26 protein-coding genes are annotated in these 25,265 nt (G+C 41.8%); 25 read left to right on the forward strand and 1 reads right to left on the reverse strand.

Annotated elements, in window-relative coordinates; translation table 11 throughout:
- Positions 1 to 42: 42 nt before the first annotated feature.
- The 4 genes from A6755_RS11485 (at position 43) to A6755_RS11500 (ending at position 3,250) form a co-directional block, all read left to right on the forward strand.
- Positions 43 to 810, forward strand: coding sequence for a menaquinol-cytochrome c reductase cytochrome b/c subunit (locus tag A6755_RS11485; protein WP_063590698.1), 768 nt, complete (start codon positions 43 to 45; stop codon positions 808 to 810).
- A 177-nt stretch (positions 811 to 987) separates the two neighbouring features.
- A complete protein-coding gene (lhaT, locus tag A6755_RS11490; protein WP_034307970.1) occupies positions 988 to 1,584 on the forward strand; it encodes a lipoprotein heptaprenylglyceryl N-acetyltransferase LhaT in 597 nt (198 codons plus the stop codon).
- Positions 1,585 to 1,703: 119 nt separating this feature from the next.
- Positions 1,704 to 2,489 (forward strand): sporulation protein YpjB, encoded by a 786-nt coding sequence (gene ypjB, locus A6755_RS11495; RefSeq protein ID WP_054400278.1) that lies wholly within the window; start codon positions 1,704 to 1,706, stop codon positions 2,487 to 2,489.
- A gap of 86 nt (positions 2,490 to 2,575) precedes the next feature.
- Positions 2,576 to 3,250 (forward strand): zinc metallopeptidase, encoded by a 675-nt coding sequence (locus A6755_RS11500; protein ID WP_063590699.1) that lies wholly within the window; start codon positions 2,576 to 2,578, stop codon positions 3,248 to 3,250.
- Positions 3,251 to 3,385: 135 nt separating this feature from the next.
- Here A6755_RS11500 and A6755_RS11505 read toward each other — a convergent pair whose 3' ends face one another.
- Complete coding sequence (locus A6755_RS11505; RefSeq protein WP_034307964.1) at positions 3,386 to 4,258, reverse strand: YitT family protein; 873 nt, start codon at positions 4,256 to 4,258, stop codon at positions 3,386 to 3,388.
- Between the two features lie 131 nt (positions 4,259 to 4,389).
- Between A6755_RS11505 and A6755_RS11510 the strand changes: the two genes are divergently transcribed.
- The 21 genes from A6755_RS11510 (at position 4,390) to A6755_RS11610 (ending at position 25,169) form a co-directional block, all read left to right on the forward strand.
- Positions 4,390 to 4,785: a nucleotide pyrophosphohydrolase gene (locus A6755_RS11510; RefSeq protein ID WP_223255836.1), complete on the forward strand. Its 396-nt coding sequence runs from the start codon at positions 4,390 to 4,392 to the stop codon at positions 4,783 to 4,785.
- Entirely contained in the window at positions 4,778 to 5,578 is an 801-nt protein-coding gene (gene dapB, locus A6755_RS11515; protein ID WP_063590700.1) for a 4-hydroxy-tetrahydrodipicolinate reductase, read from the forward strand. The genes A6755_RS11510 and dapB overlap by 8 nt, the downstream gene beginning before the upstream one ends.
- An 18-nt stretch (positions 5,579 to 5,596) precedes the next feature.
- The gene (locus A6755_RS11520; protein WP_048681639.1) at positions 5,597 to 6,022 is read left to right on the forward strand and encodes a methylglyoxal synthase; all 426 of its coding nucleotides are present in this window, start codon (positions 5,597 to 5,599) and stop codon (positions 6,020 to 6,022) included.
- Entirely contained in the window at positions 6,006 to 6,716 is a 711-nt protein-coding gene (gene bshB1, locus A6755_RS11525) for a bacillithiol biosynthesis deacetylase BshB1 (RefSeq protein WP_034307949.1), read from the forward strand. Before A6755_RS11520 ends, bshB1 begins: the two co-directional genes overlap by 17 nt.
- A gap of 7 nt (positions 6,717 to 6,723) precedes the next feature.
- Complete coding sequence (gene bshA / locus A6755_RS11530; RefSeq protein ID WP_063590701.1) at positions 6,724 to 7,863, forward strand: N-acetyl-alpha-D-glucosaminyl L-malate synthase BshA; 1,140 nt, start codon at positions 6,724 to 6,726, stop codon at positions 7,861 to 7,863.
- Positions 7,864 to 7,876: 13 nt separating this feature from the next.
- Positions 7,877 to 9,061, forward strand: a complete 1,185-nt coding sequence (locus A6755_RS11535; protein ID WP_063590702.1) for a CCA tRNA nucleotidyltransferase — start codon at positions 7,877 to 7,879, stop codon at positions 9,059 to 9,061.
- Positions 9,046 to 10,026, forward strand: a complete 981-nt coding sequence (locus tag A6755_RS11540; RefSeq protein WP_063590703.1) for a biotin--[acetyl-CoA-carboxylase] ligase — start codon at positions 9,046 to 9,048, stop codon at positions 10,024 to 10,026. The genes A6755_RS11535 and A6755_RS11540 overlap by 16 nt, the downstream gene beginning before the upstream one ends.
- 342 nt (positions 10,027 to 10,368) lie before the next feature.
- Positions 10,369 to 11,205, forward strand: a complete 837-nt coding sequence (panB, locus tag A6755_RS11545; protein ID WP_053535578.1) for a 3-methyl-2-oxobutanoate hydroxymethyltransferase — start codon at positions 10,369 to 10,371, stop codon at positions 11,203 to 11,205.
- Complete coding sequence (gene panC / locus A6755_RS11550) at positions 11,202 to 12,050, forward strand: pantoate--beta-alanine ligase (RefSeq protein ID WP_057276302.1); 849 nt, start codon at positions 11,202 to 11,204, stop codon at positions 12,048 to 12,050. The genes panB and panC overlap by 4 nt, the downstream gene beginning before the upstream one ends.
- A gap of 24 nt (positions 12,051 to 12,074) precedes the next feature.
- Positions 12,075 to 12,458 carry an aspartate 1-decarboxylase gene (gene panD / locus A6755_RS11555; RefSeq protein WP_063590704.1) on the forward strand — a complete coding sequence of 128 codons (384 nt, stop codon included), beginning with the start codon at positions 12,075 to 12,077 and terminating at the stop codon, positions 12,456 to 12,458.
- Between the two features lie 160 nt (positions 12,459 to 12,618).
- On the forward strand, positions 12,619 to 15,399 hold the full coding sequence (gene dinG, locus A6755_RS11560) for an ATP-dependent DNA helicase DinG (RefSeq protein ID WP_063590705.1): 2,781 nt from the start codon (positions 12,619 to 12,621) through the stop codon (positions 15,397 to 15,399).
- A 151-nt stretch (positions 15,400 to 15,550) separates the two neighbouring features.
- On the forward strand, positions 15,551 to 15,721 hold the full coding sequence (locus tag A6755_RS25710) for a YpmA family protein (protein WP_065310840.1): 171 nt from the start codon (positions 15,551 to 15,553) through the stop codon (positions 15,719 to 15,721).
- Between the two features lie 18 nt (positions 15,722 to 15,739).
- The gene (locus A6755_RS11565) at positions 15,740 to 16,216 is read left to right on the forward strand and encodes a cell wall elongation regulator TseB-like domain-containing protein (RefSeq protein WP_063590706.1); all 477 of its coding nucleotides are present in this window, start codon (positions 15,740 to 15,742) and stop codon (positions 16,214 to 16,216) included.
- Positions 16,217 to 16,235: 19 nt separating this feature from the next.
- Positions 16,236 to 17,420, forward strand: a complete 1,185-nt coding sequence (locus A6755_RS11570) for a pyridoxal phosphate-dependent aminotransferase (RefSeq protein ID WP_053535574.1) — start codon at positions 16,236 to 16,238, stop codon at positions 17,418 to 17,420.
- 246 nt (positions 17,421 to 17,666) lie between these two features.
- A complete protein-coding gene (locus tag A6755_RS11575; RefSeq protein WP_063590707.1) occupies positions 17,667 to 18,344 on the forward strand; it encodes a GntR family transcriptional regulator in 678 nt (225 codons plus the stop codon).
- Positions 18,345 to 18,453: 109 nt separating this feature from the next.
- Positions 18,454 to 19,371 carry a 2,4-dihydroxyhept-2-ene-1,7-dioic acid aldolase gene (hpaI, locus tag A6755_RS11580; protein WP_063590708.1) on the forward strand — a complete coding sequence of 306 codons (918 nt, stop codon included), beginning with the start codon at positions 18,454 to 18,456 and terminating at the stop codon, positions 19,369 to 19,371.
- A gap of 77 nt (positions 19,372 to 19,448) precedes the next feature.
- Positions 19,449 to 20,963: a 5-carboxymethyl-2-hydroxymuconate semialdehyde dehydrogenase gene (gene hpaE, locus A6755_RS11585; RefSeq protein WP_063590709.1), complete on the forward strand. Its 1,515-nt coding sequence runs from the start codon at positions 19,449 to 19,451 to the stop codon at positions 20,961 to 20,963.
- A gap of 30 nt (positions 20,964 to 20,993) precedes the next feature.
- Positions 20,994 to 21,977 (forward strand): 3,4-dihydroxyphenylacetate 2,3-dioxygenase, encoded by a 984-nt coding sequence (hpaD, locus tag A6755_RS11590; RefSeq protein WP_063590710.1) that lies wholly within the window; start codon positions 20,994 to 20,996, stop codon positions 21,975 to 21,977.
- A 241-nt stretch (positions 21,978 to 22,218) separates the two neighbouring features.
- The gene (locus A6755_RS11595; protein WP_063590711.1) at positions 22,219 to 22,563 is read left to right on the forward strand and encodes a nucleotidyl transferase family protein; all 345 of its coding nucleotides are present in this window, start codon (positions 22,219 to 22,221) and stop codon (positions 22,561 to 22,563) included.
- Positions 22,564 to 23,261: 698 nt separating this feature from the next.
- Positions 23,262 to 23,600 carry a DUF485 domain-containing protein gene (locus A6755_RS11605; RefSeq protein ID WP_063592514.1) on the forward strand — a complete coding sequence of 113 codons (339 nt, stop codon included), beginning with the start codon at positions 23,262 to 23,264 and terminating at the stop codon, positions 23,598 to 23,600.
- Between the two features lie 3 nt (positions 23,601 to 23,603).
- Positions 23,604 to 25,169, forward strand: a complete 1,566-nt coding sequence (locus A6755_RS11610; protein WP_063590713.1) for a solute symporter family protein — start codon at positions 23,604 to 23,606, stop codon at positions 25,167 to 25,169.
- The last annotated feature ends 96 nt before the right edge of the window (positions 25,170 to 25,265 follow it).

Genomic DNA, 25,265 nt, shown 5'->3' on the forward strand with positions numbered 1-25,265 from the left:
AAAAACCAAAAAAACCTTTTCATAAAGGAGGGGAATTGTTCAATGCATCGTGGGAAAGGTATGAAATTCGTAGGTGACTCGCGTATCTCCGCGGACCGTAAACCGAATATTCCGAAAGATTATTCAGAATATCCTGGGAAAACTGAAGCATTTTGGCCTAATTTCCTTTTAAAAGAATGGATGGTAGGAGCTGTATTTCTTGTAGGCTACCTTTGCCTGACAATTGCACATCCGTCACCATTGGAAAGGATAGCAGATCCTACAGATACAGCGTACATTCCGCTGCCAGACTGGTATTTCCTATTCCTTTACCAATTACTTAAGTATACCTATGCTTCAGGTCCTTATAATGCAATCGGGGCACTGGTAATACCTGGTTTGGCTTTCGGAGCGCTGCTCTTGGCACCTTTTTTAGATCGTGGTCCAGAGCGGAGCCCGGCAAAACGTCCTTTTGCTGTAGGCTTCATGCTATTGGCAATGGCCGGCGTTTTCTATCTAACATGGGAGTCCGCAGCCCATCACGATTGGGAAGCTTCCAAGAAGCAAGGAGCCATCGTGGAAGGTGCAGACATTGATAAAGAGAGCGATGGGTATAAACTGATGGATTCCAGTGGCTGTATTAGCTGTCACGGAGCAGAGTTAACTGGTGGAGCAGGAGCGCCAAGCTTAATTGACACAGGCTTAAGTCCAGAAGAAATCTCTAAAATCGCAGTCAAAGGCCAGGGTGCCATGCCAGCTGGCATGTTCAAAGGTACAGATGAAGAACTGAAAACATTAGCTGAATTTGTATCTGGTTTATCGACAAAGTAATATAGCCATCAACATCAATTTCTTTCATAGGCTGCAAATGAAGCTGACGACTACGGTTGTCGGCTTTTTTATTGGTAAATTGAAGCGTATATGAGAAGAAATTGAAATGAATACTTGGTTTTCTGGTTGATGGCCTGTAAAATGAATATACTTGAGAATGTAAGTGAGGGTAAAAGAATGAATGTTATTTACAGTTTGCTTGCAAACCGGCAAATGCTCGCTTTGTTATTATTAATAAATATATTCGGTACTGCCTATGGATATTATTGGTACGGTAGTCAATTGGAAAACACTCCGGCGATTTTTTTGGCATTTGTACCGGACAGCCCGACAGCTAGCCTGTTCTTTGTATTTGTTTTATTGGGGTTCCTGTTAAGAAGGAATTTCGGACTTATGGAAGCGTTGGCGATCATAACACTATTCAAATATGGAATATGGGCGGTTGCAATGAATTTGATGACCTTCGTGACAACCGGTTCATTGCCATGGGAAGGTTATATGTTAATGGCTTCTCATTTGGGGATGGCGATACAAGGGGTATTATATGCACCATTTTATCGAATAAAACCTTGGCATTTGATAGTGGCTGCGATTTGGACCATACATAATGACATAATCGATTATGTTTTTGAAATGATGCCAATTTATCGTGATTTATTGGTATATATGAAATCGATAGGTTATTTCACTTTTTGGCTCAGTATACTATCCATTTTTGTCGGCTGGTACTTTGGATATAGAAAAAAGCGGACCACCCTATCCATCATCCATTAAAAAGTTAACTCTAAATACAGCTTTGTAAAAGCAGGGTTAACTTTTTTATGTTGAACGAGGTCTACTCATGTTTTTTCTTTCATATCGTTTTAGTAGAGATATGAGGAGGGACGAGTAGCATGTTGAAAAAATTCATATTAACCATTGCTGTTTTATTTGTCGTCTTACATTTCCCTGTCTATGCAGAATCCTCTTCAAGTTTGGAGCAATTAGATAACATTTCCGATAGAGCCTTGGAAATGACCAAGTTGAAGCGATATGGAGATTCGGAAAAGATGCTGACGTTTTTTTCTGACCGGTTTTTAAAAGAGACAGCGAGAGAGCAGATCCTTGACATGGACGAACTTCGAATTATCACTGTAGCTCATAATGAGGCGTTGATGACAATAAAGGATATGAACAAGGGAGATTCCGAAAAGGTTAATTCTGTTACAAAGTTCCGGCTTGTTGTTGATGCGGTCAAGTCCACCCATCAGCCTCTTTGGACAGAGATGGAGGACCAAATGATGAATTCTTTCCAGCAGACAAAGAATGCCGCGATCAATCAAGACACAATTACCTTCAATAGCCAATTGAACTTATTCCTATCACAATATGAAATGATATATCCAAGCTTGAAAGTCGACCTTTCTAAAGAAACGATGCAGCAACTGGACACGAGGATTCAATACATCAACCAATACCGTCCGGAGGTAATCAGTGATGGAGAAAGTCAGAAGGAACTGGATGCGTTGCAAAACGAACTAACTTCCATTTTTGATGATATGGGTGAAGATGATGCAGATCCTTCCCTTTGGTGGGTCATCATATCGACAGGCTCAATCATAATAATGACGCTTTCTTATGTAGGCTGGAGAAAATATAAAGGTGATAGGGAAAAACCAAGGAAAGAACATAATGATTAAAAAGACAGGGGGAAGAGAACACTATATTTGACACGGTTGCCTTCAATCCATAGAATTAAGAGTAATAATAGTTATAGGAGGATACCATGTATTTCATTTATTTGGCGATTATCATTTTAATCCCGATTTATGCACAAATGAAAGTGAAAAGCACATATAAAAAATATTCAAAGGTATCGGCCTCTTCCGGTATGAGCGGTGCTGAGACGGCGCGGGCCATTTTAGATCAAAATGGACTGTTCAATGTCAGGGTCGAAGAGACACCTGGAATGCTTTCGGACCATTATGACCCAAGGGATAAAACGGTGCGTTTATCATCGGATAACTATCACGGCCATTCAGTTGCCGGTGTAGCGGTAGCAGCCCATGAAGTTGGACATGCGATTCAAGATAAAGAAGCCTATGCATTCTTGCGTTTCCGTCATGCATTAGTACCGGTAGCTAATTTTGGCTCTAACATATCTTGGATTTTGATTTTAATCGGGATGTTAGCTTCAATTTCTGGGTTGCTATTGGCGGGTATCGTATTTATGGCAGCCGCTGTATTGTTCCAAGTGATTACCCTGCCGGTTGAATTCAATGCCTCTTCTAGGGCGATGGATCAACTCGTTTCCGCCGGGGTCATCCGGAACGATGAAGAACGGGAAACGAAAAAAGTATTAAGTGCCGCTGCGATGACTTATGTTGCTGCCGCTCTTGTAGCCGTACTGGAATTAGTTCGTCTTCTGCTTATGTATACAGGAATGAGGGAAGAAGATTAATGAGAAAAGGACACCATCTTGGGATGGGGTCCTTTTTTCATTTTTAAGAGTTTTGCTGCACATTGCTAATAAAATTCAGTTGGACAGGGCAACATTCATAAGGGTTGCATTCAATCGGTATGTACAGTCAATGGATCACCTTTCAATGGGATTCTTGTTCTCATCAAGGGTAAAGCCCTCACCCAATACGTCATGAACTTCACTGACTGATACAAATGCATGAGGGTCCACAGAAGTTATGGCATTTTTTAAGCGGACTAACTCATTTTTCCCAACAACACAATAGAGGACTTCCCGGTCATTGCGTGTAAAGGACCCATAGCCCCTTAATACAGTTACGCCCCGCTCCATATCATTCATGATTTTTTCGGCAATTTCCTTGTTTTTGTCACTTATGATCATTGCACCTCTAGCAGCATAGGCTCCTTCTTGCATAAAGTCGATTACTCGGGCACCTATAAAAACGGCAACGAGGGTATACATCGCTTGCCGGTAATCCAGGTAGGTAAGGATGGACAGGCCAATGACGACGGCATCAAAGATGAACATGGTCCGACCCATGCCCATCCCTAAATAACGATGGGCAAAACGGGCAATGATATCCACTCCGCCTGTTGTACCGCCGTAACGAAAAATGATGCCCAGCCCGACACCAACCGAGACCCCGGCAAACAATGCCACAAGCATCAAATCATTACCGAGATTGATTTCGAATTCGTATCTCTCGAAAACCCATAGCCAAACGGAGAGGCCAACCGTTCCGATAATCGTATAAAAGAAAGATGTGCGCCCTAAATATTTCCACCCGATTAAAAATAAGGGAATATTCAAAATCAAATTAGAATAAGAAGGATTTATCCCGATAAGTTGATATATAATCAAGGTGAGGCCGGTGAATCCGCCCTCGGCCAAGTTGTTCTGCATGTTAAAATGCACAAGGCCAAAAGCGAATATTCCAGCCCCAAAAAGGATAAATATGATGTTTTTCAATTTTAAGCCCAAAAGCATGTCCCATACCTCCAAAGGTTTGCATAGCATTAATTTACTTATTATAACTAATTAACCAACTATGGGCAATTTTGATTCCAAACGTATCTGTTGTCATCTGTTTCACTTTTAGCTAACATGGAGAAGGTATGATGTTTGAAAACGAAAATCAAGAATGGGTGACTCATATGGAAAAGCAAAAGACGATCCAACAAATGCAAGCGGAAGTCGACCGATACATAGGACAATTTAAAGAAGGATATTTCAGCCCTCTGGCCATGCTCGCCCGCATGTCTGAAGAACTTGGGGAATTGGCTAGGGAAGTCAATCATTACCATGGTGAAAAACCAAAGAAGGCGACAGAGGAAGAGAATACCATTGAAGCGGAATTGGGGGACATGCTTTTTGTGTTGATTTGTTTTGCCAATTCTTTAGGGATTGATCTTCAAAACTCGCATGATTTGGTCATGGAAAAATTCACAACCCGCGATAAAGATAGATGGACAAGAAAAGAAGAGGAAATGGAGGAGGAAGGTAAAGATGAGTAAAGTGAAAGTGATTGTAGCAGGTCCACGAGGCAGAATGGGAAATGAAGCGGTGAAGCTTGTACATAGTACAGAAGGGTTTGAATTGGCAGCTGTCATAGATCGCAAGTATAACGGGGAAAGCCTTTCCGCGATAGAAGGTTTTCACGGGATTGAAGCACCGGTTTTTTCTGATATAAATGAATGCTTTTCTTCTGTAGAGGCAGACGTATTGATCGATTTGACCACACCGGAAGTGGGCATGTTCCATACCGAAACGGCACTTAATCATGGCATCCGCCCTGTAGTGGGAACGACTGGTTTTACAAAAGAAGATTTAGCAAAGCTGGATTCATTGACAAAAGAAAAAGGCATTGGTTGCATCATCGCGCCAAACTTTGCAATTGGCGCCATTTTGATGATGAAGTTTTCCCAAATGGCCGCAAAGTATTTCCCGGATGTGGAAATCATAGAAATGCACCATGATCAAAAACTGGATGCACCTTCTGGAACTGCTTCCAAAACGGCAGACATGATTGCAGCGGTACGTGAAACAAAACAACAGGGGCACCCTAATGAAAAAGAAACCATCCAGGGGGCAAGAGGTGCAAATGTAGATGGCATGCACATCCACAGTGTCCGTCTACCGGGACTCGTTGCCCATCAACAGGTGCTTTTCGGAAGTGATGGAGAGCTATTGACGGTTAGGCATGATTCCTTTAATCGAGCTTCCTTCATGTCAGGAGTCAAACTTGCTGTCGATACCGTCATGAAATTGGATGTTCTTGTATACGGCTTGGAAAATATTATTGAATAGGGATCAGGAGGATTTACGATGAAAATTGCCTTAATTGCCCATGATATGAAAAAAGAAGATATCATTCAATTTGTTACAGCCTATAAAGATGTATTTGAGCAGCATGAATTATTTGCAACAGGTACGACTGGGAAACGAATCATGGAAGAAGTATCACTGCCTGTCCATCGTTTTCATTCAGGACCTCTTGGCGGAGATCAGGAAATAGGTGCAATGATTGCACGCGGGGAAATGGACATGGTCCTATTTTTCCGCGATCCTTTAACTTCACAGCCGCATGAACCTGATGTATCTGCGCTTATCCGCCTATCAGATGTATATGAAATTCCCTTGGCAACAAATATGGGCACTGCAGAAGTGCTCATACAAGGTTTGAAACATGGGTATATGGACTGGCTAAAACTACGGCAAAAACAAGGTGAGATAAATGATAAACAAAAGTAATATAGATATCCTGGCTTTCGGGGCACATGCTGATGATGTTGAAATCGGTATGGGTGGCACAATCGCTAAATATGTGCAACAAGGCAGGAAAATTGTCATTTGTGATTTGACAAAAGCTGAAATGTCGTCCAATGGAACCGTTCCACTGCGGCAAGAGGAAGCCGATAAGGCTGCTGAAATCCTTGGGGTGAAGAGGATTTCCCTTGATCTACCCGACAGGGGACTATACATGAAGGCGGAATACATAAACCAAATCATCACGGTCATTCGCCAATATAAACCTGCACTTGTATTTGCACCATTTTTGGAAGATCGCCATCCCGATCATGGTAACTGTGCCAAATTAGTCGAGGAAGCAGTTTTTTCGGCAGGAGTAAGAAAGTATATGGAAGAAGAAGGTCTGGATTCCCATCGTATCCAAAATATGCACTATTATATGATCAATGGGTTTCACAAACCGGACTTCGTCGTGGATATCACGTCTACAATATCGAAAAAGCTGGATAGCCTTAGGGCATATGGGAGCCAATTCGAAAAAAGTCAGGTATCTGTAGAAACACCGTTAGTTAATGGCTATATCGAGACTGTAGAGGCACGGGAGCGGATGTTTGGCAAAGAAGTGGGTGTCGCCTTTGCGGAGGGATTCATGACAAAAAAACCGTTACTGATCGATGCCGACTTGTTAGGAGAATAATAATCTTATGAAATTAAAAATTGGAATTACCTGTTACCCGACAGTTGGGGGTTCTGGTGTCGTAGCAACTGAATTAGGTAAGATGCTTGCAGAAAAAGGACATGAAATACATTTCATTTCTTCAAGCATCCCTTTTCGCTTAAATAAGATGTACTGTAATATTTTTTATCACCAGGTTGAAGTGAACTCATATTCAGTCTTTCAATATCCGCCATATGACTTGGCGCTTGCGAGCAAGATGGCGGATGTCGTAAAACGGGAGAAATTAGATATCCTTCACGTTCACTATGCAATTCCACATGCTGTTTGTGCGATCCTTGCAAAGCAGATGTCAGGTAATGAAGTAAAGATCGTAACGACACTGCATGGTACGGATATCACCGTTTTGGGCCAGGATCCCTCATTGACCAATTTGATTAAATTCGGCATAGAGCAATCAGATGTCGTTACAGGAGTATCTAATTCCCTTGTTCAGCAAACGCACGAATTAATCGCGCCGGATAAGGAAATCAAAACCGTTTATAATTTCATTGATGAAAGAGAGTACCATAAATCCGATTCAGATTACCTTAAGGATGAATACGGAATCAGGGAAGATGAAAAAGTGATCATACATGTTTCGAATTTCCGTTCGGTCAAGCGAGTGAAAGATGTCATCCAGGCGTTTTATTTAACTCAAAAGAAAATGCCTGCAAAGCTACTGCTCGTAGGAGACGGGCCGGAAGTGACAACCGTATTGAAATTGGCTAAAGATCTTGGAATCGATGATGCGGTCTTGTTCCTTGGTAAGCAGGATAACCTTGCGGAATTATATTCAATCAGTGATTTGATATTCCTGTTATCGGAAAAAGAGAGTTTCGGACTTGTGCTGCTCGAGGCGATGGCATGTGGAGTTCCTTGTATCGGGACGAATATCGGGGGAATACCTGAAGTCATCGTTGATGGGGAGACTGGTTATATTTGTGAATTGGGAGATGTCAAAATGGTTGCTGAAAAAGCGGTTGGACTTTTAAGCGACCCGAGTTTGCATAAACGGTTTTCTGAAGCTGCGCTGGAAAGGGCCAATACTGATTTCCATAGTGATACGATTATGTCAGAGTATGAAGCCATCTACATTCAAGCACTTGAAGGTAAATCCATGGAATAGGGAGGAGACGCTGATGGATCGATTATTCTTGAAATCAGTACCCATTCTGGAATTGATTGAAGAAGCGGGATATGAGGCTTATTTCGTTGGCGGCTCTGTAAGGGATTATATCCTTGGCAGGCCAATAAACGATGTGGACATCGCTACTTCCGCAACACCCCAGGAAATCAAAAGGATTTTTCCTAATACGGCTGATATCGGAATCGACCACGGTACAGTGCTTGTCATTACGGATACGGGTACATACGAAATTACGACGTTTAGAACGGAAAGCGGGTATTCGGACTTTCGCAGGCCCGATGCCGTAAAGTTTGTCCGTTCTTTGACCGAAGATTTGCAAAGAAGAGATTTTACCATGAATGCAATAGCAATGGATAAGACCGGAAAGATCATCGATCCATTTAATGGTAAGCGCGATTTGGCAAAAAAAAGGATTATCACGGTTGGTAACCCGCATGAAAGGTTTCATGAAGATGCATTGAGAATGATGCGTGCTTTAAGGTTCGTCAGTCAACTTGATTTTGAATTGGATCAAGAAACCTTTGATTCCCTTAAAGAGAATGCTCAGAACATCAGTGAAATCGCTGTCGAAAGAATCCTGGTTGAATTTGAGAAACTAGCGGCCGGATCCAATAAGATAAAGGCTTTCTCACTCTTGCTGGAAAGCGGGTTATATCAATACCTGCCTCTATTCTCAAGTAAAAAAGATCATCTGATGGACTTACTGAACCTGCCGCTCCATCAACTGAATGCGGCAGAAATATGGTCTATCATCATGATTCACACAAAGGATCAAGAAATCGAAGAGGCTTTGAGGGCATGGAAGCTGCCATTGAAAACTATAAGAAACGTTCAACGTACGATAAAGCTGGTGAAGAGTAAGGAACCATCAGCCATCGATGTATTTCAGGCAGGTCATGGCATAACGGTACAAGCTGCTAAAGTCAGAGCTGCACTGAATGCCGGGAATGTATCGGATGCTGAAGAGAATGCACACCAACGCTACAATGAACTTATTATAAAACAAATGTCGGATCTTGCCGTCACGGGGACGGATTTATTGATTTGGCATCAAGAAAAGCCAGGTCCATGGGTCAAGGAATACTTGGAAAAAATATTGAAGGCTGTCTTGAATGAAGAATTAAGAAATGATAAAGAAGAAATTAAGAGGTGGCTGGTGAAATGCAATCTGAGTTAAGAACAAAGCTGATGGAAGCCCTCTCAAAAGCGGATGGTGCGTTTATATCCGGTCAGGAAATTGCTGAATACATTGGCTGTTCACGCACAGCGGTCTGGAAGCATATAGAAGACCTGCGCAGTGAAGGATATAATGTCGAAGCTGTTAGGAAAAAAGGCTACCGGATCATATCGGCGCCGGAAAAAGTGTCCGAGAGCGAAATACAACTTGGCTTGGAAACAAAAACGATCGGCAAGATGATCCATTATCAGGAAACTGTTGAATCCACTCAAAAAATTGCGCATCAACTAGCAAATGAAGGCGTTCAGGAGGGAACCCTCGTCGTTGCCGAGGAGCAGTTATCCGGCAAAGGAAGGCTAATGAGATCTTGGCATTCCCCAAAATTCAGCGGGATATGGATGAGTCTGATCCTAAGACCGAAAATTCCGATTCATGAGGCGCCACAACTTACATTATTGGCCGCGGTCGCTGTAGCTCAGGCTATAGAGGATACCACTGATTTGAAGCCGCAGATAAAGTGGCCGAATGATATTTTGGTGAATCGCAAGAAAGTGGTGGGCATCCTGACTGAGATGCAGGCGGAGTCAGATAGAATCCATTCTGTCATTATCGGAATTGGAATGAATATCAATCAGCAATTGGAGGATTTTCCTGAAGAACTGCAGGAAAAAGCGTCCTCCCTACTCATAGAAAGTGGAGGGACGATTTCAAGGTCCAAGGTCATTCAACGAGCATTATTTCGTCTTGAAAATCTGTACGAACTCTATTTAGATCAAGGGTTCATGCCTATAAAGGATTTATGGGAGAGTTATGCGATCAGTCTTGGACAGGTAATCAAAGCCAGTACCGTTAATGACACGATTATCGGAAAAGCAATGGGCATAACGGATTCAGGCGTTTTACTTCTCGAAGACGGAAAAGGTACCGTACATTCGATATATTCTGCTGATATTGAAATTCAGTAGATTTTTGTCAAATTCGTGAAAATTAAATAGAAAATTTCAATTTTGCTTGATATAATGCAAGTGGGCAGTATCTCATGTGAACTGCACCCCCATAAATACCAAATTATTTGAAAATCTGCCTTGATCCAGAGAACTGGACTGGGACGGAGGGATGAAACTTCTGATGAAACAAAGGGATTGACTAAAAAGCTAAGTGCTGTTTTTTGATCGAATTGTGGCTTTTCATGCCATTTTTCGTAGCGAAACAGATACTTTTTTAGTCAGTCCTTTTTTTGCGCATGAATGTATAGACACCAGTTTTCGCTGATGTTTTCATCTCCTCCATTAAAAGGAGGAAACGTAATGAAATTGTCCGGAGATTTTTTGAAGATGAAACAAAATCAAGAGAAGATTGTCATGCTCACGGCTTATGATTACCCGTCAGCAAAGTTAGCCGAACAATCAGGTGTAGACATGATTTTAGTCGGTGATTCTTTAGGAATGGTCGTATTGGGTTATGACTCAACGATTCCAGTTACGGTGAATGACATGATCCATCATACAAAGGCAGTAAAACGCGGGGCACCAAATACATTTGTCGTGACGGATATGCCCTTTATGAGCTATCACCTATCTATGGATGAAACACTGAAGAATGCAGCCCGGATCATGCAGGAAGGTCATGCGGACGCCGTGAAGCTCGAGGGAGCGGATGATGTTGTTGAAAAAATATCAGCATTGACAAAGGCAGGCATCCCGGTTGTAGCCCATCTTGGCTTGACTCCTCAATCCGTCGGCGTTCTGGGAGGATATAAAGTGCAAGGAAAAGATGCAGAAAGTGCAGCACAACTCTTGGAAGATGCGAGAAAGTGTGAAGCGGCAGGGGCGATGCTAGTAGTTTTTGAATGTGTTCCATATCAAGTGGGGGAACTCGTCACACGGAACCTCGAAATTCCAACCATTGGAATTGGAGCAGGTGCAGAAACGGATGGTCAAGTCCTCGTTTACCATGATGTCATCAAGTATGGGGTAGACCGGCTAGCGAAATTCGTAAAAGTTTATGGAGATGCAAATGAACTGATTGGGCAATCGATTACAAGCTTTGTGAATGAAGTGAAATCTAAAGATTTTCCGTCGGAAGAACATACATTCACGATGAAGGAAGAGCAGCTTTCTGAACTTTACGGAGGAAAAAGATGAAAACTTTTACATCAGCAGCTGATTTACAATTGGCACTTAGAGAGGAAAAAAACAATCACAAAAGCATTGGCTATGTAGCGACAATGGGGTTTTTGCATGAGGGGCATGCAACCCTTTTGGAAAAGGCCCGCAAAGAAAATGATATTGTGGTATTGAGTATTTTTGTAAATCCGATGCAGTTTGGACCGAATGAGGATTTTGAAACATATCCGCGGGATTTGGAACGGGATGAAAATGTCGCAGCCAATGGCGGAGTGGATTATCTCTTCTATCCAACAGTCCATGAAATGTACGGTGAAGAACCTTCTGTGAAAGTTGTTGTCCAAAGCAGGACGGATGTTTTATGCGGGAGACAAAGGCCTGGACACTTTGATGGTGTAGCGACAGTCTTAACGAAATTCTTCAATATCATCCTTCCCGATAGAGCTTACTTTGGTAAGAAGGATGCCCAGCAAGTCGCCGTGATAGATGGACTGATCAAAGACTTCAATTTCCCTATCCAGCTTGTTGCTGTAGATACCGTACGCGAGGAAGATGGGTTAGCGAAGAGTTCGCGAAATGTGAATCTATCAGATCAAGAACGCATGGAGGCTAAAGAGCTGTACCAAAGTTTATTGAAGGCCAAAGAGGCGGTTGAATCAGGTGAAAGAAATGCAGCTACCGTCACGGCTCTAATTAGTGAACATATTACTGCCCAAACAAGTGGCGTGATTGACTATATTGAAGTCTATCAATACCCGGAACTTAAACCACTTGAATCACTGGCAGGAAACATCATCATTGCAATGGCTGTAAAGTTCAAGCATGCAAGACTAATTGATAATATCACCTTATATATAGAATGAATCATAAGATCAGGGGGAATTGAGATGTTTCGAACGATGATGAATGGAAAAATCCACCGTGCACGGGTAACTGAAGCTAATTTGAATTATGTAGGCAGCATTACGATTGATGAAGATATAATAGATGCGGTGGGGATTTTGCCTAATGAGAAAGTAGCCATCGTGAATAATAATAATGGTGCAAGGCTTGAAACGTATGTGATTGCGGGTGAACGGGGTAGCGGTGTCGTGTGTTTGAATGGAGCGGCAGCTAGACTGGTGCAGCCGGGTGATATCGTGATAATCATTTCTTATGTGATGGTTTCTGAGGATAAACTGGGAGATCACAGACCAAAAGTTGCGATCATGGATGAATACAATAAAATCATTGATTTAATTTCAAACGAACCTGCAGCTACAATCATGTAAGCGGAGGGCCGGCACATGTGCATGAAACATGCATATAGGTGCCGGCCCTTTTCGTCTTTTGATGAACGGCTTGTTTCCTTTATTACGATTATTATGGTATAAAAAAGATAAGAGAATTCCATCAGGAAGTGGAGAAAGCGAAGTTTGAGGTGTACAATTCATGATGCAACGATATGTAGTGGTCGATTTGGAAACAACAGGGAATTCTCCGAAAAAAGGAGATAGGATTATTCAATTTGCTGGAGTGGTCATCGAGAATGACCAAATCGTGGATGAATACTCGACATTCATCCACCCTGGACAGGAAATTTCCTTGTTTATTGAAGAATTGACCGGAATAAGCAACGAGACGGTAAAAAATGCACCTGACTTTGAAGATGTTGCAGAAAATATTGCCCGGCTTATAGAAGGGGCTTGTTTTGTTGCCCATAATGTTTTATTTGATTTATCTTTTTTACAGGAAGAACTAGTGCGATGCGGGTTTGAGCCGTTTTATGGTTCCACCCTTGATACAGTGGAGTTAGCGAAAATATTAAAACCAACATCCGATGGATATAAGCTGCACCAGCTGGCTAAAGAGGAAAACCTAGATCATTCCAGGCCCCATCAAGCGGATAGTGATGCATATGCCACCGCTTTATTATTGTTGGAATTGAAAAAAAAGCTGATGAATCTTCCAGTCATGACACTTAAACAGTTGTATCGATTATCTTATTCCTTACAAAGTGAGGTTTCCGAATTAATAGATGCTTGCATTGCAAGTAAACTTGCTAAAGCAGAAGTCCATTCACCTGATCTAATTACTTATAGGGGCCTTGCCTTTAAAAAGGCTGAACATGAAGGTGATCATAAAGACACGGGGTCTAAATTCCCGCTCGACAATGAGGAAAAAATAGCCATGCTCCAAAGTGCATTCCCTGCATTCGAAGCAAGAAGCGGACAACTTGATATGATGAACCTGATTCACAATTCTTTCGAAACCAGCCAGGATGCAATCATTGAAGCTGGAACCGGTATTGGTAAATCGATAGGTTATCTGCTTCCGGCCGTTTATTTTGCAAAAAAACATCAAAAACCTGTCGTCGTTTCGACGTATACGCTTCAGTTGCAGGACCAACTACTTCAAAACGAGGTTCCTAAGCTTAAGAAAATCCTTCCTTTTACCTTTCAAGCTGTTTTACTGAAGGGGAGAAGCAATTATTTGAGCTTGGCAAAGTTCGAAAGGGCTTTGCGTGAAAAGGAAGATAATTATGAAACGGCCTTAACGAAAATGCAGATATTGGTTTGGCTTACTGAGACCGTAACAGGTGATAAAGATGAATTGAACCTTACAAGCGGCGGTCAGCTATTTTGGAATAGGCTTCAAAGTGATGGTCTTACATACGCCGGTTTAAAACAGCCCTGGCTTGAATTGGATTTTTTTGAACGGGCAAAAAAAATAGCTGCAAAGGCGGATATCATCATTACTAACCATTCATTTTTAATGACGGATCTTCTTACGGAAGACGCCTTGATTCCCAAAAAAGGGTATTTGGTTCTCGATGAAGCACACCATTTGGAACAGGCTGCATCCAAACAGCTTGGGAGCAGGCTTAATTACATTTCGGTGAAGACGATTTTGAACAGACTGGGGACATCGGATCAAAAGCAATTATTATATAAATTGGACAGGATGCTTTTGAATAACGGACTGACGGACGGGAGATCTTCACATGAATTGGATCAGAAGCTTAGTGATTTTTCGTATGAATTCGAACAGCTTTTTTATTACCTTTCCAATCAGGCGGATAAACTTTCACGTTCTGTAAGTCCAAAACGGCTTTCATTCAAAATAGATGACGGAAGATGGGGAAAAGCGATTCTTGTCGCTGAGCGGTTGGTGGATTTATTAGGATACATCATCACGGAGTTAGAGAAAAGATTGGCCCTTTTATTGAATGATGAGTCCCCATTAGGGAAAAATTCATTATTTCACTTGAATGATATCGAGGTGCTGCTTGGACATTTACAGGATACCAGGGACTCCTTGCATGAGTTTTTCATCAAGCCGCATGAAGAAAATATTTATTGGCTTGATTATACGAATGCAGCACCTCAGCATGGGGTGACTTTGACGGTTCAGCCGATTGCAGGCAGTAAACGGCTATGGGATTCCTATTTCGGGCGCCAAAAAAGTGTGGTCATGACATCGGCAACCCTTATGGTGAAGGATTCTTTTAAGTATTTTAAGGAACAACTCGGATTAGAGAATGAGCCTATGCAGACAGCAAGTTTTCCATCACCCTTTCCTTATAAGAAACTCGTAAAGGTACTCGTTCCAAATGATCTACCAGATATCAATTGTTTATCGGTGGAGGAATTCTCCGAAACCGCGGCAAACCATATTATTGCTGCCGCTCAGGCAGCGAAAGGGAGAATGATGGTATTATTCACCTCGCATGAAATGCTGCGGGCAACCTATCATTCGGTCAAAGATTGTGGTGTTCTGGATGAGTTCACCCTGTTTGCACAAGGGATTTCTGGCGGAAGCCGGATGAGGCTGCTCAGGAATTTCCAAAACTTCGAGAAAGCGGTCCTGTTTGGGACAACCAGCCTATGGGAGGGCGTCGATATCCCTGGCGAGGATTTATCTTGTTTAATCATTGTCAGGCTGCCTTTTTCGCCACCGGATGAACCAGTGACAGCTGCAAAATGCCAACTTCTCGAGAAGCAGGGGCGCAATCCATTCTCTGAGTATTCATTACCCGAAGCCCTATTAAGGTTTCGACAAGGTTTCGGCAGGCTTATACGGACTCCAGAAGATAAAGGGATTTTGGTTATACTTGATCGCCGTATCATCACTGCTAAATATGGAACTGAATTTCAAAAGGCCATTCCGAAAGTGGACTGGCACCAAGGCACTATTTCAGAAATGGCTGAAATGATAGAAGAGTGGATTTAAAGGATCTTGATAATTCATTAATCCAGGAATTTTTATGAATTTATAAAGAAAAATAACCACTGAACTGGTATAATGTGATAGGTGGTAAAGCCTTCAAATCCTATTCATACCAGTGATTGTTGACAATTTATTAAAATGGAGGGGCATTTTCATGGAAAGTAAAATCGAAGTAATTTCAACAGTCAGGTTGCAACATTCTCCTGATCTGTATAAAATTGTGGATTCCTTGAACCGAACATTGAAAAAAGATGATTTGATGTTCGGTCTGGCATTGGATTCCCAAGATCAAGAAAAAGCGATATTTACAATTTATCGTACATAGAAAGAAGGAAAAGCAGCTTTGAAAAAATGGTTGATTATTGCTTCTATCCTAGTCCTTTGTTTTATCGGATTTGTCAGCGGGGCATATATTAAAGCGTTGCAGCCTAAAAAAGAGGCTGGTAATGAGGCTTTTAAAAAGGCAAAGGAAGAGGGCGGCCTTGTTACCATGGAAGAATTCTACCTTTATAATGGGCAGGATTCATACTCTGTCATCATTGGTAAGGGGGAAAAAGGGGCTAAAAAAATAGTCTGGCTTCCTGAGGACAAGAAGAAAGAAATAGTAGTGGAAAACTATAAAGATGGTAAATCAAAAAAAGAAATCATGAACATTGTCAAAGAAAAGCTAAATCCCCAAAAAATCATTTCGGTTAAGCTAGGCATGGAAAAGAACGTCCCGCTTTGGGAAGTAACGTATCTTGATGAATCCGAGCGCTTTAATTATGACTATTATGATTTTAAAACTGGGGAATGGCTAAAGTATTATCGAAGCATTTAGAATGGAGGATAAATTTAAAATGAAATTAGCGAACCGTGTTCAGTCATTAACGCCATCAACAACATTGGCCATTACGGCAAAAGCAAAGGAACTTAAGGCCCAAGGTTTAGATATAATTGGTTTGGGTGCAGGTGAACCAGACTATAATACGCCCAAACATATCATAGATGCAGCACTTCTTTCCATGAATGAAGGTCAAACTAAATACACGCCATCCGCTGGTCTGCCGAAGTTAAAAGAAGCAATTGCGGCTAAATTGAAGCGTGATCAGGGCTTGGATTACAAACCGTCTGAAATTGCAGTTGGCTCAGGTGCAAAGCACTCGCTGTACACATTGTTTCAAGCTATCCTGGATGAAGAAGATGAAGTCATTGTTCCGATACCATATTGGGTGAGCTATCCTGAGCAAATCAAGCTTGCTGACGGTAAGCCGGTTTATATAGTCGGTACGGAAGAAAATCAATATAAAATCACGAAAGAACAATTAGAACAAGCAATTACCGATAAAACGAAAGCGGTTATCATCAACTCTCCAAGCAATCCAACGGGCATGCTTTATTCCAGGGAAGAATTGGCGGCTATCGGGGAAGTTTGCCTGGCTCATGATATCTTGATCGTTTCCGACGAAATTTACGAAAAATTGGTTTATGGAAATGCTAAACATACATCCATTGCAGAGATTTCACCTGAATTGAAAAAGCAAACGATCATCATCAATGGTGTTTCTAAATCGCACTCGATGACTGGCTGGAGAATAGGTTATGCAGCCGGTGATGAATCCATCATTAAAGCAATGGCGAACCTTGCTAGCCATAGCACATCCAACCCAACCACAACCGCTCAATATGGTGCGATTGCGGCTTATGAAGGTACACAGGAGCCTGTTGAGGAAATGCGTCAAGCATTTGAAGGCCGTTTGAATAAAATCTATGATAAATTGGTTGAAATTCCAGGCGTAAGCTGCATTAAACCACAAGGGGCATTTTATTTATTCCCGAACGTTAAACGTGCAGTTGAATTAACAGGGTATAGCAATGTCGAAGATTTTACGACTGCGTTGCTTGAAGAAGCTCAAGTGGCTGTTATTCCAGGTTCAGGGTTCGGTGCACCTGATAACATCAGACTCTCTTATGCAACTTCTCTGGAGCTGCTGGAAGCAGCCGTTGAAAGAATACATTCATTCGTTAATTCAAAAATGGCCTAATTTATTAAAAACCTGCAGACTGAGTCTGCAGGTTTTTTTTAGTTGGATTATATTTCGATACGTGAAGAAGGCGGGACATTGCATCTTAGTTCACCTCACCATTGTAAAGGAAAAGGTGGGCTGCCGGATTTTCTTTATTCATAGGCACAGATCATCCATATATGCAAAACAAGCATGTGGAAAATCATATATGATTTTTAATGAAAATCGATTGCAATCATATATGATTTCATATATGATGAAAATATGGAAGAGAAAAGCAAAAACCCCAGCAAAAAGCAACTAGCTTATGAGCACCTTCGTAAATTAATTTTGGATGGAACATATGGTTCTGGACAGCGGATCATTATCGATCAAACGGCAAAAGAACTTAGTTTAAGTCCGATTCCTGTCAGGGAAGCGATCAGGCAACTGGAATCTGACGGCCTTATTCAATATAAGCCTTATAGTGGAGCGGTGGTTACAAGCATAAATGAGAGCGAATACATTGAAACTCTTTCTGTTTTATCTCTGCTTGAAGGATATGCAGCTGCACTCAGTTCTTTAACCATGAATGATCATGATTTTGAAAATCTAATTAATTTAAACAATGAAATGGAAAAAGCCCTCCATAACTTTGAATTAGAGCTGTTTGGTAAATTAAACGAATGTTTCCATGCGGAAATTTATGAAAAGTGCGGCAACTCCTTTTTAATGGAGGAAATCAAACAAGCACAACAAAGAATGAATAGAGTCAGAAAGTCCATGTTCACCATGGTGCCGCAACGCGCAGTCCAATCGATTCGCGAACATGAAAGCATCATAAAGCTCCTAAAGGAAAAAGCATCTTTTGAAGAAATTGAATCATTGGTGAGAAAGCATAAACTGAATGCGATAAGCACTTTCAAGCAAAGGGCGGAAACTAATCAAGATCAGGCACTTTGATGACCCAGGCTTTGTTTTATTATAGTCGATTGATTATTGATAAAAGCAAAGCCGATTTTTTCACTTAGATTATTCGGAATATTCAAATAATAAAAAGGTGGTAGAAAAAATGTACGAGGAAATCAAAAGTCGTTTAAGAGGATCCATCGCACCCGTTATCACTCCCTTTGATGACAAGATGGAAGTTGATGTAAAGGCCATTGAAAATCTAGTAAACTGGCATATTGAAAGCGGTTCCCATGGAATTTCGGTATGCGGGACTACAGGCGAGCCGAGTTCACTTACGATTGAGGAACGGGAATTAGTGATGGAAACGGCAATTAAAGCAGCAAAAGCCCGTGTTCCAGTTGCACCAGGTACCGGATCTGCCAATCAGAAAGAAACGTTGCATTTGACAAAAAGGGCACAGGAAATGGGTGCGGATGCTGCTTTAGTCATCGTACCTTATTACAATAAACCGAATCAACAGGCACTTTATAATCATTTTAAAACCGTAGCCAATGCTGTTGATATCCCACTGATCGTTTATAACATTCCCGGAAGAACGGCGACGAATTTAGAAGTGAAGACATTGGCACGTCTTGCTGAAGATTGTGAAAATATTATTGGTGTAAAAGAATCTAATAAAGATTTCGAACATGTGAACCGTGTCTTATTGAATTGCGGAAGGGATTTTCTCTTATATTCTGGCATTGAATTATTATGCTATCCAATGTTGGCTATTGGAGGGGCAGGACATATAAGTGCTACTGCCAATATCACTCCTAAAGAAGTGGCGGACATTTATAACCTTTGGGTGGAGGGTGATGTAGATAAGGCGCTTGACCTCCATTACAAATTAATGCCATTGAATGATGTTTTGTTTAAAGAAACCAATCCAGGACCATTAAAAGCTGCGATGGGGATGATGGGGAAAATCAATCCGGCATTAAGGCCGCCTATGGGACCGCCTTCGGAACCATTGGAAAAAGAACTGCGTGAAACCCTTCAATCATACGGGTTGATTGACCAAAAAATCCAGTCATAATGGCTAGTTGGGAAGATTGCACAAATCCAAACGATTTTTGTCATCTTCCCGAATTAATTTTTAAAGGAGGATTTATCATGCAAACTTTTCCCGTGCGGGATGTGAAGCATTACGTCAATGGTCAATTTGTCGATGGTATCTCAGGAAAAACATTTGAAAATCTAAGCCCTTTTAATAATCAAGCAATCAATAATGTGGCAGAAGGGTTTAAAGAGGATATTGATCAAGCGGTCGCCGCCGCAAGAGCTGCATTCGATAATGGCCCATGGAGAACGATGAAAGTGGAAGAAAGATTGAAGTACATGAATAGGATTGCTGATCTAATTGAAGAAAATGCCGAAGAAATCTCTTTTTTGGAATCACTGGATACAGGGTTGCCGATTAGCCAGACAAAAAAACAAGCGGCAAGGGGAGCGGAGAATTTCCGTTTTTATTCTGAAATGGTGAAAAGCAGGCTGATAGGAGAGTCATATCAAGTGGATGACACTTTCATCAATTATACGATTCATAAACCGATAGGAGTGGCAGGATTAATCACTCCTTGGAATGCACCTTTCATGTTAGAAACCTGGAAGATCGCCCCGGCCCTGGCTACAGGAAATACATGTGTCCTTAAACCAGCGGAGTGGTCTCCATTGACTGCCAATAAATTAGCTCAAATCATTGATCAATCCGGTCTGCCAAAAGGCGTATTCAATATTGTTCACGGTTTTGGGGAGACAGCGGGGGCGTCCTTGGTTGCCCATCCTGAAGTCCAATTGATATCCTTTACCGGAGAAACGACAACCGGCGCTGAAATCATTAAAAATGGTGCAGATACAATGAAACGTTTTTCCATGGAACTCGGCGGTAAATCACCAGCAGTCATTTTTGAAGATGCCGATTTAGAAAAGGCCCTGGATTCAGTGGTATGGGGAATCTATTCGTTCAATGGGGAGCGCTGCACAGCCAATTCCAGATTATTTGTCCATGAATCGATAATCGACCAGTTCGTGGCAGAATTGAAGGAACGTGTTCATAATATCAAGATTGGAAACCCAATGGATCCAGACACGGAAATCGGACCGCTGATCCATCGTAACCATTTTAATAATGTCTCCCGATATCTGGATATAGCAAAAGATGAAGGGGCGGAAATTGTAAGCGGTGCCATACCAAGTGCATTCAAGGAAGGGAATTATATTGCCCCGACGCTTCTTTTGAACTGTACAAATGATATGACGGTGGCACAAGAAGAGATTTTTGGACCAGTCATGGCAGTCATTCCTTTCAAGACTGAAGAGGAAGTATTGAGAATGGCTAATGATGTAAAGTATGGGCTAGCTGCTTATGTATGGACCAATGATATGAAACGTGGACATAGGTTTGCTCAAGCTGTCGATAGTGGGATGGTCTGGGTGAATTCCCAAAACGTTAGGGATTTGCGGATTCCTTTTGGAGGGTCGAAATATAGTGGGGTAGGACGTGAAGGCGGCCATTATAGCTTTGAATTCTATACGGAAACACAAGTTATCCACGTGGCAATTGGAGAACATCACATTCCGAAATTTGGCGACGTAAAACAAAATGCCGTTTCTTCTGCTGAAAAATAATCCGGGTTCATTAAAGAAGGGGAGAATACTATGAATTTTTCTATTATTCGTGTTGCGAGAACGATACTTAATGTAACAGATTTAGATAAATCAAGAGCCTTTTATGTGGATGCTTTAGGTTTTATTGAAACGGAAAGAACGAATGACCACATATATTTACGTGGTTTAGAGGAAGCGCATCATCATTCGCTTATCTTGCAAAAGGCAGAAAAGCCAAGCGTTGAAGCAATAGGATACAAGGTTGAAAAAGAGGAAGACCTTGAAGGGTTGGAATCTTTCTTCCTGTCCAAGGGAATGAAAATGAAGTGGATGCAGGAAGGAACACAGCATGCACTAGGCAAGTCACTGCGAGTTCAGGATATTTCAGGATTGCCATTAGAGTTTTTTTACAAAATGGATAAAGCCGAGAGATTGCTGCAACGATATGAAATGCATAGGGGTTCGAGGGTCCAAAGAATCGATCATGTGAATTGTTGTGTGCCAAATGTGCAAAAAGCCTCTGACTTTTATATGAAAGAATTAGGTTTTGCCTGCTCGGAAGATACTGTGGATGAGTCGGGCAAATTATGGGCAACGTGGCTACATAGAAAGCAAACGGTCCATGACCAGGCATTCATGAACGGTATCGGTCCAAGACTTCATCATGTAGGCTTCTTTCTGCCTGACCCGCTTGCACTTATCCATGCTTGTGATGTACTGGCATCTCTTGGATATGCAAAGTCAATCGAACGCGGCCCAGGGAGGCATGGCCTATCCAATGCATTCTTCCTATATTTAAGAGATCCGGATGGTCACAGGATCGAATTATACAATGGGGATTACTTAACATCTGACCCGGATACCGAACCGATTCATTGGGATTTGAATGATCCAAGACGCCAGACATTCTGGGGAGCCCAAGCTCCGGATTCATGGTTTGATGAGGCATCTTCTGTGCTTGATATAATATCAGGAGAAGAAGTTCCTCTTAAAGAACCGATCCTGGCAAAAAGTAAGCCTGAATTCATCATCTAAAAAGAAGCGGGATTTAGGATGAAAGATGGTAAATTCAGCAAAAATTCATGGACTCTCATAGTCTTTTCAATAGGGCGCCTGTGCAAATGGTGAAAAGTTGATGGAAGACTGCTGGATTATGGGGGTTCCTTTTACTAAGTCTAAAATGGAACCTTTCAAGAAGCATAGGAAGGAAGCTGATTTTGGATATCATTGATGTTCAGCACCCACTTTCCAGTATATATTCAGCAGAAGCAGAACCGTGTGTGCTGGCTCTTGGATTTTTCGACGGAGTTATCTAGGCCATCAAGAATTGATAAATCTAGCCAAAAGGATTGCCAAACAGCAAGATTTGAAATTGGCAGTCATGACTTTTTTTCCACATCCAAAGCAAATCATTGGAAACGATCAAACGCCTCAAACATACATTACTCCCTTAGGGCAAAAAGCAAAATTAATGCAGGATTTAGGTGTAGAAACCTTGATAGTCGTGAACTTCGATTCCGCATTTGCCCTTCTTTCACCTTCTGACTTTATCGAGGATTATCTATGTGGATTTAAAGGCAAACATGCCGTGGCTGGATTCGATTTCCGCTATGGGCATTAAGGGCAAGGAAATATGGAAACGCTGAAAATCGAAGGTAAGCGATTTTTTGAAGTGACGGAAATGAAGAAATTTGAAATTGATCATGAAAAAGTAAGTTCTACTTAGCTTAGAAACTTGATTGCGGAAGGTCGGTTCGCAGATATCCCGTCATATCTTGGCTCATATTTTGAAAGTCAAGGGACAATCGATTCCGAGGATAATCAACACGTCATCGTTTCATTATCGGAAGCATTCCTGACACCCCCGCCCGGAGTGTATTTAATCGAAATCCATACCGCAGGAAATGTTCATGAAGGAATAGCCCATCAAATACTGGACGGATCCTTTCAAGGGAGTTGGCACTTACATTTCAATGATTCTCTTCCCTTGAAAGGAAAGAAGTTTCATATCAAATGGAAAAGTGAATGTATCAAGAAGTCGAAACAGATGAAGGATAGGCGAGCCAAGACTATTGTGAAAGTGCAAACCTTTTAAAAGATATGGTCTGGGACAGGGCAGCAGTGGGAGCTTACTGCTGCCCTATTTGTAAGTTTCATCGGTTTCACAAAAGTAGTATGGAAAGCTTAGGGAATGGGTTTCATAACCTCTTTGGGCAGATGAGGTTGTAGGTATTCTGGGATGGAGGGGGATTTGTGCCATTGGAGGAATACTACCAGGACCTTCCTTGTAAAAATAAATATCAGAAGAGGTGTGTAGAGATGGTTCGGCTGGAAAAAAAACTTGATGAATCGGAACAAACCAATCTAGTGGATTATGAAAAGATTGTTGCCTCCAAAGAGTTTCAGAATATGCTTTCCGACAAAAAGAAGTTCGTCATCCCTTTTACGATTTTCTTTATGGGATATTCCTTGCTTTTGCCCTTCTTAGTTTTTTACACAGATATCCTGGATCACCCTTTCATTGGGGACATAACATGGGCGTGGGTGTACGGTGTCTCCATTACGGTTATGTCTGTATGGGTTTGCAGCATATATGTAAGGAAATCTGAAAGAATCGATGAACAAATAAAAGAAATCATCGAGAAAGAAGGGCTTTGAATCATGAATTGGACAGTTATCATTCTCTTTGCGCTAATGTCGATAGGTACGCTTTTCATCACGTATTTCGCTTCCAAAAAAACTAAAACGGCAGGCTCCTTTTATACGGCTGGGGGCGGGTTGACCGCTAGGCAAAATGGACTTGCATTGGCCGGGGATTTTATGTCGGCTTCCACGTTTTTAGGGTTGATAGGGGCATTTTCCTTAACGGGATATGATGGATTTTTCCTGATGTATGGAGCACTTGTTTCATTTCTTGTCGTGTTATTCCTAGTGGCTGAGCCATTAAGGAACTTAGGGAAATACACATTGGCTGATATGGTGACTACAAGGTTTAAATATAAACAGGTCCGGGGAGTGACCGCTTTTAATACCCTGGTGATATCAGTCATGTACATGCTGGGGCAACTTGTTGCTGCAGGCGCTTTATTTAAATTGCTTTTAGACATCCCGTATAATATTTCTGTCATCATCGTAGGTATTGTAATGCTGGTATTTGTTCTATTCGGGGGGATGACGGCGACGAGCTGGGTGCAGATCATTAAAGCCATCCTGCTGATAGGCGGAGTGTTTATATTATTCATGATCGTCATGTGGAAGTTGAATTTTAGTTTCATCGGAATTTTCACTGATATGAAAACTGCAACACCGATGGGAGCTGATTACCTGAAGGCAGGAATTAAATATGCCAGTGGGTGGGATGCAGCATCCTTGTCACTGGGCCTGATTCTGGGAACGGCAGGTTTGCCTCACATTTTAATACGTTTTTTGACTGTCCCGAATGCACGAGTGGCAAGAAAGTCGGTTGTTTGGGTGATGTGGATTATGGGTGCATTTCATATCATGGTCATTTTTCTCGGATTCGGTGCTGCGAAGTTGGTGGGAACATCGAATATCATGGCCGCTAATCCAGCAGGTAACATGGCTGCACCTTTATTGGCCCAACTTGTGGGCGGGGACATCTTATTCGCATTTATCGCGGCCGTTTCCTTCGCAACGATACTCGCAGTAGTTGCAGGTATCGTTTTAACAGGTGCTACGGCATTTTCACATGATTTTTATAATGAAATATTAAAAGATGGAAAAGCGACGGAAAAACAGCAAATGAAGATGGCTAGATGGGCTTCCATTGGTGTGACTGCACTTGCGATTGTTTTATCATTAGGTCTGCAGGAATTCAATGTAGCGTTTCTGGCATCTATCGCCTTTACATTGGCCGCCAGTTCGAATTTGCCAGTAATCCTTCTAACGATCTATTGGAAAAAATTCAATAAAACTGGAGCGATAGTCGGTATGATGACAGGTCTTTTTGGTACACTTTTGCTCGTGGCCCTCAGTCCAAATGTCTGGAACCCGGTCCCCGGAGCAGCCATTATGACAGGTGACCCGATTTTCCCTTTGAATTCCCCAGGAATCGTTTCCATTCCGCTTGGATTCATCGCCTGCTATTTAGGTGCCTTGATCGGTAATCGCAGGACCGGTTTGAAAACGGTGGCAAAAGACAATTATAATGAAATCCTGGTAAAGTCCAATACCGGTCATGATGTTAAGGGTGTTTTGCGACATTGAATGAAGTAAAGGCATGCCTATTAATAAAGCGTCAAACGCAATTGTGAATGGATTTGAAAAAGTGGCCATCAAATGATAGGCTGCTTTTTCTTTTCA

The organism is Peribacillus frigoritolerans (assembly GCF_001636405.1).
GTDB lineage: Bacteria > Bacillota > Bacilli > Bacillales > DSM-1321 > Peribacillus > Peribacillus frigoritolerans.